This is a genomic window from Methanosaeta sp. UBA356, assembly GCF_002496465.1.
Classification (GTDB): Archaea; Halobacteriota; Methanosarcinia; order Methanotrichales; family Methanotrichaceae; genus Methanothrix; species Methanothrix soehngenii.
Genome location: NZ_DAKC01000029.1, coordinates 66250 through 81019 on the forward strand (window position 1 = coordinate 66250; position 14770 = coordinate 81019).

A 14770-nucleotide genomic window follows, 5' to 3' on the forward strand; every position below is an offset into this window, starting at 1 on the left:
TGCAGCTCTTCATCATATCCAGCATCTTCTCCATCTCGGAGATGGACACACCGGTCACATCTTCAGCCGTTTGGTGCGGCCTTTTGCCGTGCAGGAGGGTGAGAAGAGCACTGAGCAGCTCATAGTCTGTATTGGGATTGAGCTGAATGTGCAGGTCCGCATTCTCAGCGGTGATGCTCCTCCTCGGGTCGACGCAGATGACCGTCCGGTCAAACCTCCCCCTTTGGGTCCAGTAGCCCCGGGGATAGACGGCATAACGGGACATGTGCCTGGGCATGGACTCCAGGGGATTGGAGCCCCAGTAGACCGTCAGGTCCGCCCTCGACTTGCTCTGTCCGGCGGTAGCCCCCACTCGTCCAGCCTCCTGAATGCCCATGGTGGTGGGCCCGTGACAGACGGTGGAGTTCGAGTCGGCTATGCCCCCCAGGAACTCTGCCATATGGATTCCCACCTCCATTGCCTCAGTAGAGGTCTCGCTGCCCATGAAAAGGAGGGGACGCTCTGAATTTGCCAGGATCCTCGCTGTCATCTCAATGGCCTCATCCCAGCTCGCCCGTCTCAGATCTCCATCCGCTCTTACAAGCGGCTCTCGGATCCTGTGAGGGCTCACGACCTCCTGGAACTTGGCATTTCCCATCTTGCAGGCATTCCTGACCGTAAGACCCTGACCCTCCAGCTCCACCTGAATATCATCACAAGAGGCCCCGCAGACTGGACAGACTATATTCTTTGTCGCCATTACCTAACCCCGCTTTTGCAGCATGTATAGCTTTGCTGTTAGCTCCTCCGCCGAGAGGACCATATCATTTGAGGGCTCGACTTTCACCGGCGAGCCCTTGTAAAGAGGTGAGCCGGAAGAGAAGGTCTCCGGGTCCACCACCACATTGGACCAGATGGCTCTGGGCATGAAGACCTGGCCAGAAGAGAGCTTCTCCGCTCCATAAGCATAAACTACAACCGAGTGGCCGTCCCTGCTGGTTACTTTAACCCTATCAGGTGAACCCATGGCCAGGAAGTCTGCCAGGTTCATCTCGCAGACGGCGCATTCCCGGGTATAGTCATCGGTGAGCTTGCTTCCCCCTTTGGCCAGTCTGCCCTCCTCGATTGTGCTGCCGGTGTTCAGCAGAAACACTCCCGTCATTCTCCCACCTCCTGGGCCATTCTGGAGTAAAGCATTCCCTTGGGATTCTTGCCGGCGGCATAGTCGCCCATGAAACGAGCAAACCTCCCCTCCAGCTCGATCTCGCCGATCTTGGGATTGATCTCGATTCCCTGATGGACAAAGCCTGGGGAGAAGTTCTTCACCTCCCCTAAAATCACCACCGTGCCACCGCTCATCTCCGCTCCCAGACCTCGAACCGCATTGCCCTTGATGATTAGCAGGCCTCCTGCCTGGCGGATGGCGCAGAAGTTCTCAACGTTGCCCTCCACAGTTATCGATCCTCCCGCCAGGCCGCCGCCCAGCTGGCTCCTCGCATCTCCCTGGATTATGATCTGGCCGCCGGTCATCCCCCGCCAGCTGCCTCGGTAAGCAGAGCCCACATGATCTCCCGCGTTCCCGGATATCTGCAGCAGGCCTCCTTTCAATTCCATGCCTGACCAGGAGCCGGCATCGCCTCGGACCAGGATCTTGCCCCCTGTCATCTCTGCTCCGGTGTACATTCCCGCCGGTCCCAAAATCTCGATCATGCCGGAGTTCATCCCCTGGCCGATGCGCTTTACCCGGGATACATCCCCATCGATTATGATCTTCGTCTCCTCTGGAGAGCCGCCATTCCCCTGAATATCCACCTCAAAGAACTGGCTCAAGGGCAGCTCTTTAGGTCCTTGCCAGACCAAAAGCTCCTCTATCTGCTCTTTTGTCTTTCCAGCAATTAGGTCAGGGCGGATGACCTCAGCCTCTACAGTAATGCCAATCTTGCCCCTGGGAACGAGCTTTATTTCTGCCATCTTCCTACCTCCTCACCACTGCCTCCATGGGCATGTTGACCGGTATTGGGACCGGGTTTTTCAGGTACTTATCGGGGACGGGATAGTTGGCAAAGCCAACTGTATAGTATTTGAACCAGTCCCGAACATCCCTCATCATATCCTTTTCCACATCTTCGTCCATATGGGGCTGGCAGTAATATCTCCGGCCCTCGGGCACATAGACGATCTCTCCCTTCCGGGCGACGATCTGGCCATCCTTAATGGTGAGATCAGGCCGACTGAACCGGGAGACGATATACGATGGATCGTTGACATTCAGATCCCCAGGATCGATATCATAGATGGTCACATCGCCGTCTGCGCCCACTCCCAGGTGGCCTTTGCGGTGGGCCATGCCTATGGTTCGGGCAGAGTTGGCTCTGGTGAGGATGGCAATATCATAGAGGCTCATCTCCCGGTCCACCCCGCCCAGGCTGGACTTATCATAAGCCCATTTGTGGCACTCCTTGGCGGTATCGTCCCTAGCTTTCCTGGACATGAGCCAGGCGATCACCTGAGGATACTGGCTGAACAGGCCTCCGTTGGGATGGTCGGTGGTCATGATCGTCTTCCAGGGATCATCGATCAGCAGGAGCACCTCCAGGCCTATGGCCCACATGGTGGCATGGACCGGGCTGCTCTTGAGGTACATCAAGGAGAGGACTCCGGAGCCGCATTCCATCTCTATGTCGCAGTTGGACCACTTCTGGCCGGTCAACATGTAGAGGTCATGCTGGGCCGGGCCGTCGCCGGTCATGGTGGTAGCCGGGCCAAAGGGGACTGAGCCGCTGTCTATGACCACGTTCTCCGTCTGGTTGATGTATTTGGCCAGATCGGGAGCGCCGGAGCAGAAGTCCCTCCATGAAGATCCTCCATAGCTGTTGAACTGAGCATGAGCCAGGTAGACGGTCTGTTTTCTTTTGGCGCTCTCACGTGTCTGGGCCCATTCCAATTCCGTCTTGCTGTTCGGTTCCAGAGAGGAGGTGATCATCAGCGAATCTCGGGCTGTCTCCCAGTTGCCAGGATGGCCCAGGTTGTTGGCATGCAGGTGAAGTGACATGGGAAGGCCCAGCAATTCGTTGACCTCAGCCAGGCCCCGGATGATCTCCCTGGAGGTGACCTCGAAATGGATGTTGGGCTCATCCAAGCCTTTCACGTTCTTGGCCCAGCCCCAGTTCTCAACCCCCGCGGGATTGACGCATTTTATGCCGTAGGCCTTGTGAGTTCTCATCATCCAGGCCACATAGGCCGCTGCCTTCTCGATGTCGCCATCCTTCAGGTAGCGCATGACAAACCAGTTGTTGCCAAAGACCATGTAGGCGCCCATATCCAGGATGGGGGTGGCCCTCATCTCCTCATGGGTATGGCGGGCCTCCAGTGGTGGCATGGCCGCCTCGAAGACGGTGGTATAGCCCATAGCAGCATAGTCGTACCCTTGCTTGTATACGGATGGGACGGTGTAGCCGCTGCCCGAGTGGGTGATATCCGTCTTCTTGCGGACGGATTTGTAGTGATCCTCGGGGCGCATGAGCCGGCCGGCGTTGACCTTGGTTCCTGCCACATGGGAATGGGCGTCAACCCCTCCAGGCATAACTGTCTTTCCCCGGGCATCGATTACTGTGGCATCTTTAGCCTCCGGGCCGGAGAGGGAGGAGACCACCTTGCCCTCTCTTATGAAAATGTCTTTTACCTCTCCATCAATTGCATTCAGAGGATCGAAGAGATATCCATTCTTAATGATCATCGTCTTGGTAGAATTTGCTGCCATCAGACCACCTCTCTGGGCACCAGCCGGATCGCATCTGCCGGGCAGATCATGCTGCAGGTGGCGCATGAGCCGCAGACTTCCTGGTCGACCACCTTGACTGTGCCATCTCTGACCTCAAGGAGCGGTTTTCTGTCCAGCTCGTTCAGATGGCCGGCGGCAAGATATGGATCGGAAAGGGCATTGACCGGGCAGGCGATGACGCAGTTTCCGCAGCCCAAACACGCAATCTCATCCGTCTCCAGGCAAGAGGTGAGAGTGGGCCAAGGAGCAGGAAGGGCGAGCTTCTTCTCAAAGGCTCCTTTGCCCTTCATCTCCGGGATGATAGCGGTCTTGGAAACCACAATCGCTCGCACCGGACAGGCCAGGGCACATGCTCCGCAGTAGATGCAGGCATCAGGCCGGTGGCTGACCTTCTCACCCCTCTCCCCCGCCTTCCATTCCCGGTTGAACAGGGCATTGGCAGGACAGGTGTGAACGCATGTCTTACAGGCCTGGCAGACGTTATCGTCACGGCTGAAGGTCCCGGCGAAGGGTTTTTCAAAGGATATAGCCCCCGTCGGGCAGACCGAGGCGCACCAGCCGCAATGCACACAGCGCTCCAGGTCAATTATCGTCCGGCCGCCGACCTTGAGGCTGCCGTCCTCTGCCAGATGCCTGTCCTCTAGCTCAATGCAGGCCTGGGGGCAGACATCGCAGCACAGGCCGCAGTGAACGCACTTCTCGCTGTCGACGACGGTGGACTTGATCGCGACGCTGAGATAGGAATTATCCATCTCTGCAATGCCATTCTTTCTGAACTCCAGGGCGCCAGTGGGACAGACCCGGGAGCATAGCGCACAGAAGGCACAGGCCCCGCTCATTCTCTTCTCAATGAAGTCCTTGTCGATCAGGCCGCGGACCACAGCTCCCACCGATCCTATAATCAGCTCCCCTTTGGGGCAGACCTGAACGCAGGTTCCGCAGCCGATGCACCTGTCCGGCAGATAAAACTGCGCTCTGTCTTCTCGGGATTCCAGCAATACCTCTCTCATCTTAACCCTGCCTTCTGGGCATCGATTTAGGCAGGAATGGGTTAAGAATGTTTTCGTAAAAATCTCGGGACATCATATCTATTCTACCAGAAGCCATTTGCACCAGAAGGGCTCAAGCAGAATACAAAGCAGGAATAGATGCCGCCCGATGAGGGGAATTGAGCCATGCGCCCCGAGGGTGGAAGTGGAGTGGAAATGCAGATCTATATGCCGGATGGGAGCAGAGTGGAATTGGCAGCGAAAGACCGTCTCATTGAGGAAATATTAAAGGAGCTGAAGATAAACTCTGAGGAAGTAATAGTGACTTTGAACGGCAGAATAGTGGCGGAAGAGGAGACTGCTGGCGGCTCAGATGAGTTGAAGATATTTAGAATAGTGCATGGCGGATAGATCAAATCCCCATTAAATCCTCTGCAAAATCCTTAATAGATCAGTGCAATTCCAATCCGGGTGATCAGATGCTGAGCGATGCCGAAAGGGAGAGGTACTCCCGTCAGATCCGCCTCTTTGCTGAGGAGGGCCAGGAGAGGCTGAAGAAAAAGAGAGTCTTCATAGCAGGAGCAGGTGGTCTGGGCTCTGTCATCTCATTATACATGGCGGCCTCGGGCTTTGGCAGGATTCGCATAGCGGACTGTGATTCAGTTGACCTGAGCAACCTCAACCGACAGATCCTTCATGGCAGCCTGGACCTGGGCCGGAGCAAGGCCCAGTCAGCTCTGGAGACTCTGAGCGATATCAACCCGGAGGGAGAGATCGAAGCCCTGCAGGAGAAAATCTCCGCGGAGAACATCAATGCACTGGTGCAGGGCTGTGACATGATCATGGACGCAATGGACAACTTTCCGGCCAGGTATCTGCTGAACCATGCCGCTTTAGAGAGAAGGATTCCCCTCTTTCACGGCGCCATCAGCGGATTTCAGGGGCAGGCAACGACAATATTGCCAGGGAGGACTGCCTGTCTGCGCTGCATCTTTCCCCGCGCTCCGCCGGCACAGGAGTCTCCTGCCCTGGGCTCGACCTGCGGGGTCATCGGCTCCATTCAGGTTAATGAAGCCATAAAGTTCGCCCTTGGCAGAGGCGAGCTTCTGAAAAACCGCCTTCTCCTCTGGGACGGTCTCTCTTCCACCCTGGAGGAGGTTTCCTGTGAGAAGAGCATGAGCTGCATGGAATGCGGATCCATCTAGGGGATTGAGAGCAGCAGTCCCGCCGCATGGAATAATCTATTAAGCTCGACTGAGGATATCTGAATCGAATCAGGATTATCAAGATCAAGGGATGAGCGTATGACCGAAGGCAAGAAGGCGCTGTTGGTGATGGGCTGCCCGGAGGTGCCGGTGCAGATCAGCATTGTGATCTATCTCGCCCATAAGCTAAAGAAAGAGGGCTGGGATGTCACTGTGGCGGGAACAAATGCCCCAATCAAGCTGCTCAAGACAGCAGATCCTGAGGGCTATTATGTGCAGAAGACGGCGGACCTGGACTGGATCATACAGGAGATCGTGGAGAAGAAGATGGACTTCGACGCCTGCTTTGCTTTCATGCACAGCGATGCCGGCATGGCATATGGGGCCACTTTCAGCGCCATATCCAAAGCCGTGCATTATGCGGTCGTCTTCGGCAAGAATGCAGAGGCGCTTGGTGAGAGCATAGATTATCCGACGGAGAAGATCGTGGCCAAGGCGACCCATAATCCTGGGCCTCTGAAGAGCAAGATAGACAAGGTGATCATTTGAGCTGCATTGAGCAGATGAAGTACAAGCTGTACCTGGAGAGGACCTCATTTAAAGAGGCGCGGGAGTTTATAGAGAAGAACTCTGAGGAGGTCTACTACGTCGAGCCAGGATACAGGATCTTCAAGGACTATTTCATAATTGGCGTGCCGCCGGTGGCATTGGGGATAAGGGGGGATGAGGTTCTCTTCACCTATGTCAAACCCTGCCACGGCACATTCGTTATGGGTGTAGATTCTTCTGAGGAGATCGCCCGGCTGAGGGAGAAAGAGGAGAAGAAGATCAAGAAGACGCTGAAAGAAGGTCAGAAGCAAGGTTCAGAAAAGGACAGGACAGAGGCAGATACAAAAACATCTATCATCAGCTATGGTGATGTCTATAAAAATAAATGAACGGTGAACAAAGTCATCGGGAAGAGGATCGACAGCAAATGCTGGTAAAGGTCAGGGCATTCGCCCAATTTCGAGAGATCCTGGGAAAGGAGATGGATATGAATATCCCGGAGGGCTCGACTGTTCTTTCCCTGCTGAGGAGCATTGGAGCATCCTCTCCTGCCTTCAGGGAGCAGGCCTTTTCTGGCTCTGGGGGGCCCAATGACTATATCCTTTTAATGATCAATAGGAAGAGGATTGATCCATTGAATGATCTTTCCATTCCTCTGAACGATGGCGATGAGCTGGCCATATTACCGCCGGTCGCAGGAGGTTGAATAGAATTGTTCAAGATCACTGCAGAGGAGATCTCTATAGAGGAGATGATCCAGAGGGCGAAGAGGGAGGATTCCGGTGCCACGGTCGCATTCCTGGGAACGGTCAGGGACGACGGCATCCAGATGATGGAGGTAGAGGCGTTCACTGAGGCGGCTGAAGCCGAGCTTGAGCAGATACGCCTTGAGGCCATTGAACGATTCGGCCTCACATCGGTGCAGATCGCCCACCGCACCGGCAGGCTGGCGGTAGGGGAGAGCATCGTAGCCATAGTCTGCACTGCAGCTCATAGAGCTGAGGCTTTCGATGGGTGCAGATACATCATCGATGAGCTGAAAAAGAGAGCCTCTATCTGGAAGAAGGAGATCGGAGAGAATGTCGAGCGATGGGTGGGACAGGGCTAACGATCAGATTATGGGCAATAAAGGGAATCAAGACAAAACACTGGGTAATGGCCACAGAGTGGTGCTCTGCACCGCTTCTCCCGATAATGGCGAGATGATAGCAAAATCGCTGATAAAAGAGCATCTGGCAGCTTGCGTTAACATCTCAAGTGTCAATTCTTGCTATTTATGGGAGGGCAAGCTCAACCTGGATCGCGAGGCTCTATTGATCATAAAGACGGAGCAGACCAGGATTAAAGAGATGATATCGAGGATCAGAGAGCTGCACAGCTATGAGCTTCCCGAGATCATCGTCCTCCCGATAATCGACGGCTATCAGCCATATCTTGACTGGATATCGCAATCTGTAGACGGCTCCAGCTAGCATAATGATACTAGTGATAAGATAATGATATTCTTGAGAGGATAATGATATATTTTTGCAGTGCATAAGGCTCTCTATGGCCCGAGATCTGAATGAGCGCGATATAGAGATTCTGAGAAAGCTGGCACCAGAGATCGTGGAGATGGAGCGGCATGGCTACCAGATCGAGTACATGAACATTCTCCCTCCATTGGCGAACCATCTCTCCCGCGGGCTGGCAGACTTCGAGCAGAGGCTGAAAAAACTATCAGTCGATGATATGCAATACCTCACGGACATGATTCTCCAGGGGATGGAAGGACTGAGCTGTCTGGAGCCTGATTATGCCGAGGTCTTCTCCACCATTGCCGGGCAGAGGCTATCGAGCGATGTGGCAGACAGGATTCGCGAGGTCTATGAAACCGGGGAAGGATGCGGCGCATAAACCCGGCATAGCATGACATTTAGGGATGACTAGGATGGCTCTTTATCCAGAGGCTATGGACGCCAGGATCAACATCGATGACGGTGGAAGGGGTGGATTGCCGGTGGTATTTGTCCATTCCCTTGCTGGAAATGCATCCCAATGGTCCATGCAGCTCGATCACCTCCGGAAGGAGCGAAGGGCGGTGGCCTTTGACATGCGGGGGCATGGCCTGTCCGATCCGTCATCCGATGGCGACTACTGGGTGGAGACTCTGGCCAAGGATATCGGTATTGTGGCACGGTCCCTGGATCTGGAGCGGTTCGTCCTGGTAGGGCACAGCCTTGGTGGCTCGGCTTCAATTGCCTATGCAGGTGAGAATCCCCATAGAGTCAGAGGCTTATTGCTTGTCGATCCATCCGGTGATGGAAGAATGTTGCCCAACGAGATAATAGAGCCGTTTCTAGCTGCGCTGCAGTCCGATGATTATCTGCGCACTATCAGGGATTACTGGCAGACGTTGCTGGTTGGGTCCAGCCAGGTGGTTGCAGAGAGGGTTATGAACGATCTGTATGCCACCCCGAAAGACGTGGTTGCAGGTGCCTTCAGGGATAGCCTCTTATTCGATCCGGTCTCCATGCTCCAGCGTTATTCAGGGCCAAAGCTCTCTGTTATAAGCCACCTGAATGATGCCCCCTACAGCCTTCATAATCTTGTTTCTGATCTTCCTTTCATAAAAATATCAGGCACCGGACACTGGCTGCAGATGGACCAGCCTGACGAGTTTAACTGGATTCTCGATCAGTTCCTCCACTCAGTGGAAGGCGGGGGAAAATGGCCGGAGGATGGCGGAAGATGACCGCATACGGCATCATTGGCACCGGCCACATGGGAAGCATGCTGGCAGAAGAATTTATTCGCAGGGGAGCGATCAATAGAGAGGAGCTCTGGGTGAGCAATCGCAGCCAAGAGAAGGCCCAAAAACTGGCAAGAAAGCTGGGAGTGCGAGCTGCAGATAACCTGAAGGTGGCGGAAAGGTCGGATGTTCTATTCCTGTGCGTGCGGCCTGTGGACCTCAAAGGGGTAATAGCTGAGACTAGTGAGCTGCTCACCCCGGAAAAGCTGATCGTATCGGTGGCAGTGGACTTTTCCCTCCGGCAGCTGGAGAGCCTATGCCGGGCCAGGGCGGCCCGGGCCATTCCCAGCGTCGCCAGCGGTAAAGGACTGGGAGTCACCCTTCTCGTCCTGGGAAGCGGTGCCTCAGAGGATGATAGATCTCTAGTCTTTCGGCTCTTCGGGTCCATTGGCTGGCCGGTGGAGGTGGCAGAGGAGCAGCTGGAGGTGCTATCCGATCTCACCAGCAGCGGGCCCGCGTATATATCTGCCATCCTCAGGGAGTTCGCCCTGGAAGCCTCTATGCGGGGTGCAGGGGTGGATAAAGATCTGGCTGAGCAGTTGATCAAAAAGACACTGATTGGGACTGCGGCTCTCTTGGAGGATGAGAGCTTTGATGATCTGATTGCGATGGTGGCGACCAGGGGAGGGATAACTGAGGAGGGCGCAAAAGTGATCGAGGCCCTATCGCCGGAGATGTTCCGCCAGCTCTTTTCGGCGACCTCTGCCAAGCATCGGCTGGTAAAGGATAGGATAGGCAATGTGGAAGAATAGCTGATGCGCTTGATTGCGCTGATCGCATTGCTATGGGTCATTGCATCCAACCATCTCACTATCCCTCATTTCTTCCTCGCGGCGGAATGTCTCACTCGCGTGAGACGGCGGTTTATTTTGGCTTTAATGATATCGATTTTATTGATAAAGTGGCCAATATTTGCCATTCACTCAGTTGGGCACTGGATGCCCAGGTCCACAAAGCCGAAAAGTTTAAATAGCAATTTATACACTAACTAGAAGTTAGTAATATCAGGTATCAAGAATGATGATTCGAGAATTGATGTGGCCCAGGGAATGCAGGCCTCAAAGGATGAATTGATGGCGAATCGCCCTCTGGGGAGATCAACCTTTTACAGAGGAATGAGCGCCCCACATGATCAGAATAGCAGCAAAGATAAAAATCATTCAGGTGACGACAAAGCAAGAGAATACAAAAAAAGAAATGGAGGATTCTGATGGCAGGAGATATCACGCTTAAGGTAATTGAAGCCCGTCCCACTGATGTGGGAAGGGGCATCGCCCGGGTTGACCCGCAGGTATTGAACGATATGGGCTGGCAGGCAGGCGATGTAGTCAGCATTCAGGGAAAGAAGAAGACTGCGGCTTTGGTCTGGCCTGGATACCCTGAGGACACTGGCCATGGCGTCGTGCGCCTGGATGGAAACACCCGCCGAAATGCTGGAGTTAGCATCGACGACAAAGTACCCCTGAAGATCGCTCAGGCCACTCCCGCAGAGGTTGTGCTTTTCGCTCCCACCGTTCCCCTTCGGATCACCGGCGGGGAGGAGTATCTTAAGAGGTATATGGAAGGGCGGGTCATCACCCGTGGGGACATAATTGAGATCTCTGTGATGGGCAGAAAGATAGAGCTCATGGCCACCCGGGTCGCTCCCCCCAAGGAAGGAACGGTGATTGGCGAGCGGACGAGGATCGATATCACCGATAAGCCGGCCAAGGAGGAGAAGGTCGGACCGCGGGTCACCTATGAGGACATCGGCGGCCTCTCTGCAGAGATCAAGAAGGTCAGGGAGATGATTGAGCTTCCCATGAAGCACCCTGAGCTCTTCGAGCGGCTGGGGGTTGAGGCTCCCAAAGGCGTTCTGCTCTATGGTCCGCCTGGCACGGGCAAGACTCTGCTGGCAAAAGCACTGGCCTCAGAGACCAATGCCCACTTCGAGACCCTGAGCGGCCCGGAGATCATGTCCAAGTACTATGGCGAGTCGGAGGAGAAGCTCCGCCAGCTGTTCAAGACGGCAGAAGAGCAGGCACCTTCGATCATCCTCATCGATGAGATCGACTCCATCGCCCCCAAGAGAGAAGAGGTAACGGGCGAGGTGGAGCGCCGGGTGGTAGCTCAGCTTCTGGCTCTGATGGACGGCATGGAGACGCGCGGAAAAGTGGTGGTCATCGCTGCTACCAACCGGCCGGACTCCATCGATCCAGCCCTGCGCAGGCCGGGAAGGTTCGACCGGGAGATTGAGATCGGGGTTCCCAACAGGCAGTCGCGCCTGGAGGTACTGCAGATCCACACCAGAGGAATGCCCCTGGCCAAGGACGTGAACCAGGAGAAGTTCGCTGATGTAACCCACGGATTCGTGGGAGCGGATCTCGCTGCTCTGGCCAGGGAGGCGGCTATGCGCGCCATCCGCCGGGTGCTGCCGGAGATCGACCTGGAGGTCGAGTCCATACCGGTGGAGACGCTCAATAAGATCGAGGTCAACAACGAGGACTTCCTGGCAGCCCTGCGGGAGATGGAGCCTTCGGCCATGCGTGAGGTGATGGTCGAGTCCCCCAATGTGCATTGGGATGAGATCGGCGGACTGGCTGAGGTCAAGCAGCAGCTGATAGAGTCTGTGGAGTGGCCCCTTACCTATGCCAGGCTCTTCGAGCACATGGACGCCAAGCCGCCCAGAGGAATCCTGCTCTACGGCCCGCCTGGAACGGGCAAGACCATGCTCGCCAAAGCGGTAGCCACGGAGAGCCAGGCCAACTTCATCAGCATCAAAGGCCCGGAGTTCCTGAGCAAGTGGGTGGGCGAGTCGGAGAAGGCAGTGAGAGAGACGTTCCGCAAGGCCAGGCAGGCTGCACCCTCGGTGGTCTTCCTGGATGAGATCGACTCCATCGCTCCCTCCCGTGGAGGGATGAGCAGTGACTCTCATGTCACCGAGAGGGTGATCTCTCAGATCCTGACTGAACTGGATGGCCTGGAGTCCCTGAACGACGTGATGGTGATCGCGGCCACCAACCGGCCGGATATCATCGATGCCGCTCTGCTCCGTCCCGGAAGGTTCGACCGGCTGATCGAGATCAGCTTACCGGATGAGGAGGCCAGAAAGGAGATCTTGAAGATCCACACCTCGAAAAAGCCCCTGGCGGATGACATCGACCTGGATGATATTGCCAAGAGGACAGACAAGTTCTCAGGCGCAGATCTTGGTGCGGTGGTCAATGAGGCGGTTATGCTCGCCATCCGTGAGTATGTCCTGAGCGGCCAGTGCAAGGCGGACGAGGAGATCTGCGAGTATAAGGTTTCCAAGAAGCATTTCGAAGAGGCCTTAAAGAAGGTCACGCCTACGGCTATAGAGCTGGACCTGTACAAGAGATTCGCATCCGGCAAAGCGGCTTGAATAGCGGGAAAGAGAGAGCGAGAATGAGGCTGGAGAGAGGTCCGGCCTCGCATTTTTTTTAATTTATTTCTTGTTTTGCTTCAATATCCGATCATCGGATCATTACATTACATTTCCAAGAGTGGCCACAAACAGGGGGCAGTGTACTGCGCCTCTGTAGTGAACCGCTATGCTCTGACCTAACCACAGCGAAGCAGAGGCGCAAAGGCAATAATTTCTGCCAGAAATCACCCACACAATTCAGCGAAAAGCCAATTATTTAGTTGTGACTCAAGTTCAATAGCAGCTGATGATGATGTCTTTAGAACTGAAATATGATTTTTCAGAAGGTTTCTGGCATAATTCATATCCTGCAAGGATTGCTCCAATTCGAAATCCGATCCTGCAATTCTGGCCGCAAAGTACCACATGCCTTGATTGCATCGTTCTGGATTAATATTGCACTCCTTACAACGATCAACAATCCATTCTGCAATTGCTCTATTATCCATTTCGCTCGAATTATTCAATGACTGAACTATTCTGCGAATCCAGATATCTACTGGCTGCAAAAGCCATCTATCCTTGATAGGCGTCAAATTATAATTCACAGCGACATCACGCAGAAAGAGCGATGCAATCTTATTTCCTACTCCACGTATTCTTTTCAATCGATCATGAGCCGCTTTGATCTGATCTTTATTCAAATCTTCCTTCGATGCAGAGACTATGTTTTCAGAACCTAACGCACACCAAATACACATTTCATTAGTATTGCATGAGTTATCATCGTGATACAAAGGATTTATATCTTTATTTAATCCTTTATTGCGGAGAGAATTACCAAAATTTTTCCATATATCTTGGGGAGAATCATGGTTATCTTCAGACTTCTTTATTGCTTTTACAGCAGCGGGCGGATAGGAAGGGCTTCTGCCCTGATGCTCAAAAGCATATCCTCTAAAAAATATACATACTGCATCAATGGTATTCCCCAGATGGCTGCAATACTTCCCCCACAATGGCTCTTGATAGGAAGCTCTAAAGAGGACTGAAACGGCCTCGAACATCTTGGCTCCAGCCAATAAGATACTCGCCCATCTCTTCCTCCTCGATGAACGTTTTCCTTCACTTCCGAGGGCAGCATCACAAATGAATTTGGTTTTTCAAGCACATCATTTACTATGACCCAGAAGTCTCCTCCAATATTGTCCAGACTACCTCCCATTGGCACAGAATTGCGTTTTCTCAGAGACTTGACTTGAATCCCTTTAAAACACGATCCATCGCTATTGTATGCTACGATATCGATCCCACGCGCATTGCGCGCGGTAGGCATTACATTCCAACCTCTTCGTGATAATTGATAGCAGGTGTAATACAGACCGACGTTTCCGATGATATGATTACCTGGCACTCTTCCCACTCCTTCTGCTCAACGATCAATTTGAGATTCTTCAATCTTATTCCTGGCCCACTCTTCTACACCATTATTATCCATGATGACAAATTCCTGTCCCCTTCCCGCCGATTTGAAGTATCCATCTTTCCAAGGTTTTTTATGATAGCTGATTTTTGCTTCTTTAAAACAGTCGGGCAGGGCCCACTTGGATTTTGAGTATCCTCTCTTAGTTAAAACAAGTCTATCGCTGAAAATGAACCTTCCCGCTCCAGGAAGCGACTCACTCCAACTTAGATGATCCCTGGCTACATAAATGGTGTTTGTTTCGTTACTCTTTCTCGCATTATTAGCATGGGGATGATAACTCATCCACTCAGGCACATCGAATTTCTGGTCTACCTTAATTATGTCTCCTATCTGGAGATATCCGAAAATAACATGCATCTCTTTTTCATGGGGATCGTATGCCAGCTTACCATCATCGTTTCTGGTTTTCCTGAAGCTTCCAAAGAATAGAAACAGATCGTCTCTTCTAACATCTTGCTTTTGCAGGTGACCTTGTGCTGCATCCACCTGGCCAAACAAAGGTCTCCAATTTGGCTCTCGATGGATAGCATTTTTAAAGATATCGGGATCCAAATGACACCCAAAATCATTACTAAGATCTATTCGTTCGTTGCTCGACTTTATGCTAGGCATGAGATCTCTCATTA

General features: G+C 53.4%; 18 protein-coding genes. 11 read left to right on the forward strand and 7 right to left on the reverse strand.

All coding sequences use genetic code 11. From position 1 onward, the window contains the following. The 5 genes from BP727_RS02110 to BP727_RS02130 form a co-directional block, all read right to left on the reverse strand. On the reverse strand, positions 1–739 hold a 739-nt coding region (locus BP727_RS02110), incomplete at its 3' end, for a formylmethanofuran dehydrogenase subunit B (protein ID WP_286857162.1). 3 nt (positions 740–742) lie between these two features. Continuing rightward, the gene (locus BP727_RS02115) at positions 743–1141 is read right to left on the reverse strand and encodes a molybdopterin dinucleotide binding domain-containing protein (protein WP_273278880.1); all 399 of its coding nucleotides are present in this window, start codon (positions 1139–1141) and stop codon (positions 743–745) included. Next, positions 1138–1950 carry a formylmethanofuran dehydrogenase subunit C gene (locus BP727_RS02120; RefSeq protein WP_286857165.1) on the reverse strand — a complete coding sequence of 271 codons (813 nt, stop codon included), beginning with the start codon at positions 1948–1950 and terminating at the stop codon, positions 1138–1140. The genes BP727_RS02115 and BP727_RS02120 overlap by 4 nt, the downstream gene beginning before the upstream one ends. A 4-nt stretch (positions 1951–1954) precedes the next feature. Continuing rightward, positions 1955–3739, reverse strand: coding sequence for a formylmethanofuran dehydrogenase subunit A (locus BP727_RS02125; protein WP_286857167.1), 1785 nt, complete (start codon positions 3737–3739; stop codon positions 1955–1957). Next, positions 3739–4833, reverse strand: a complete 1095-nt coding sequence (locus BP727_RS02130) for a 4Fe-4S binding protein (RefSeq protein ID WP_276619710.1) — start codon at positions 4831–4833, stop codon at positions 3739–3741. Before BP727_RS02130 ends, BP727_RS02125 begins: the two co-directional genes overlap by 1 nt. A gap of 132 nt (positions 4834–4965) precedes the next feature. Here BP727_RS02130 and BP727_RS02135 point away from each other — a divergent pair, with 132 nt between their 5' ends. The 11 genes from BP727_RS02135 to BP727_RS02185 all read left to right on the forward strand — a co-directional run bounded on the left by BP727_RS02135 (position 4966) and on the right by BP727_RS02185 (position 12676). Continuing rightward, on the forward strand, positions 4966–5160 hold the full coding sequence (locus BP727_RS02135; protein ID WP_232844398.1) for a MoaD/ThiS family protein: 195 nt from the start codon (positions 4966–4968) through the stop codon (positions 5158–5160). A 68-nt stretch (positions 5161–5228) separates the two neighbouring features. Beyond that, on the forward strand, positions 5229–5954 hold the full coding sequence (locus BP727_RS02140; RefSeq protein ID WP_013718200.1) for a HesA/MoeB/ThiF family protein: 726 nt from the start codon (positions 5229–5231) through the stop codon (positions 5952–5954). A gap of 99 nt (positions 5955–6053) precedes the next feature. Continuing rightward, a complete protein-coding gene (locus BP727_RS02145) occupies positions 6054–6503 on the forward strand; it encodes a DUF1890 domain-containing protein (protein WP_048131630.1) in 450 nt (149 codons plus the stop codon). Next, positions 6500–6892: a DUF1894 domain-containing protein gene (locus BP727_RS02150; RefSeq protein ID WP_083804633.1), complete on the forward strand. Its 393-nt coding sequence runs from the start codon at positions 6500–6502 to the stop codon at positions 6890–6892. Before BP727_RS02145 ends, BP727_RS02150 begins: the two co-directional genes overlap by 4 nt. 38 nt (positions 6893–6930) lie before the next feature. Then, entirely contained in the window at positions 6931–7209 is a 279-nt protein-coding gene (locus BP727_RS02155; protein WP_013718203.1) for a MoaD/ThiS family protein, read from the forward strand. Between the two features lie 6 nt (positions 7210–7215). Then, the gene (locus tag BP727_RS02160; protein WP_013718204.1) at positions 7216–7611 is read left to right on the forward strand and encodes a molybdenum cofactor biosynthesis protein MoaE; all 396 of its coding nucleotides are present in this window, start codon (positions 7216–7218) and stop codon (positions 7609–7611) included. Further along, on the forward strand, positions 7583–7975 hold the full coding sequence (gene cutA / locus BP727_RS02165; RefSeq protein ID WP_232844314.1) for a divalent-cation tolerance protein CutA: 393 nt from the start codon (positions 7583–7585) through the stop codon (positions 7973–7975). The genes BP727_RS02160 and cutA overlap by 29 nt, the downstream gene beginning before the upstream one ends. 76 nt (positions 7976–8051) lie before the next feature. Continuing rightward, positions 8052–8399, forward strand: coding sequence for a hypothetical protein (locus BP727_RS02170; protein WP_013718206.1), 348 nt, complete (start codon positions 8052–8054; stop codon positions 8397–8399). A gap of 34 nt (positions 8400–8433) precedes the next feature. Next, a complete protein-coding gene (locus BP727_RS02175) occupies positions 8434–9237 on the forward strand; it encodes an alpha/beta fold hydrolase (protein ID WP_013718207.1) in 804 nt (267 codons plus the stop codon). After that, positions 9213–10046, forward strand: a complete 834-nt coding sequence (locus tag BP727_RS02180; protein WP_083804635.1) for a pyrroline-5-carboxylate reductase family protein — start codon at positions 9213–9215, stop codon at positions 10044–10046. The genes BP727_RS02175 and BP727_RS02180 overlap by 25 nt, the downstream gene beginning before the upstream one ends. A 458-nt stretch (positions 10047–10504) precedes the next feature. Beyond that, positions 10505–12676, forward strand: coding sequence for a CDC48 family AAA ATPase (locus BP727_RS02185; RefSeq protein ID WP_286857175.1), 2172 nt, complete (start codon positions 10505–10507; stop codon positions 12674–12676). 227 nt (positions 12677–12903) lie between these two features. Here BP727_RS02185 and BP727_RS02190 read toward each other — a convergent pair whose 3' ends face one another. After that, positions 12904–13725, reverse strand: coding sequence for a hypothetical protein (locus tag BP727_RS02190; protein ID WP_157863606.1), 822 nt, complete (start codon positions 13723–13725; stop codon positions 12904–12906). A gap of 365 nt (positions 13726–14090) precedes the next feature. Beyond that, on the reverse strand, positions 14091–14770 hold a 680-nt coding region (locus BP727_RS02195), incomplete at its 5' end, for a hypothetical protein (RefSeq protein WP_052297501.1).

Excerpts from the sequence above, each read along its gene's own strand:
- BP727_RS02115 (WP_273278880.1), bottom strand. The coding sequence starts at position 1,141 with ATGACGGGAGTGTTTCTGCTGAACACCGGCAGCACAATCGAGGAGGGC.
- BP727_RS02120 (WP_286857165.1), bottom strand. The coding sequence starts at position 1,950 with ATGGCAGAAATAAAGCTCGTTCCCAGGGGCAAGATTGGCATTACTGTA.
- BP727_RS02125 (WP_286857167.1), bottom strand. The coding sequence starts at position 3,739 with ATGGCAGCAAATTCTACCAAGACGATGATCATTAAGAATGGATATCTC.
- BP727_RS02135 (WP_232844398.1), top strand. The coding sequence starts at position 4,966 with ATGCAGATCTATATGCCGGATGGGAGCAGAGTGGAATTGGCAGCGAAA.
- BP727_RS02140 (WP_013718200.1), top strand. The coding sequence starts at position 5,229 with ATGCTGAGCGATGCCGAAAGGGAGAGGTACTCCCGTCAGATCCGCCTC.
- BP727_RS02145 (WP_048131630.1), top strand. The coding sequence starts at position 6,054 with ATGACCGAAGGCAAGAAGGCGCTGTTGGTGATGGGCTGCCCGGAGGTG.
- BP727_RS02155 (WP_013718203.1), top strand. The coding sequence starts at position 6,931 with ATGCTGGTAAAGGTCAGGGCATTCGCCCAATTTCGAGAGATCCTGGGA.
- cutA (WP_232844314.1), top strand. The coding sequence starts at position 7,583 with ATGTCGAGCGATGGGTGGGACAGGGCTAACGATCAGATTATGGGCAAT.
- BP727_RS02170 (WP_013718206.1), top strand. The coding sequence starts at position 8,052 with ATGGCCCGAGATCTGAATGAGCGCGATATAGAGATTCTGAGAAAGCTG.
- BP727_RS02175 (WP_013718207.1), top strand. The coding sequence starts at position 8,434 with ATGGCTCTTTATCCAGAGGCTATGGACGCCAGGATCAACATCGATGAC.
- BP727_RS02180 (WP_083804635.1), top strand. The coding sequence starts at position 9,213 with ATGGCCGGAGGATGGCGGAAGATGACCGCATACGGCATCATTGGCACC.
- BP727_RS02185 (WP_286857175.1), top strand. The coding sequence starts at position 10,505 with ATGGCAGGAGATATCACGCTTAAGGTAATTGAAGCCCGTCCCACTGAT.
- BP727_RS02190 (WP_157863606.1), bottom strand. The coding sequence starts at position 13,725 with ATGTTCGAGGCCGTTTCAGTCCTCTTTAGAGCTTCCTATCAAGAGCCA.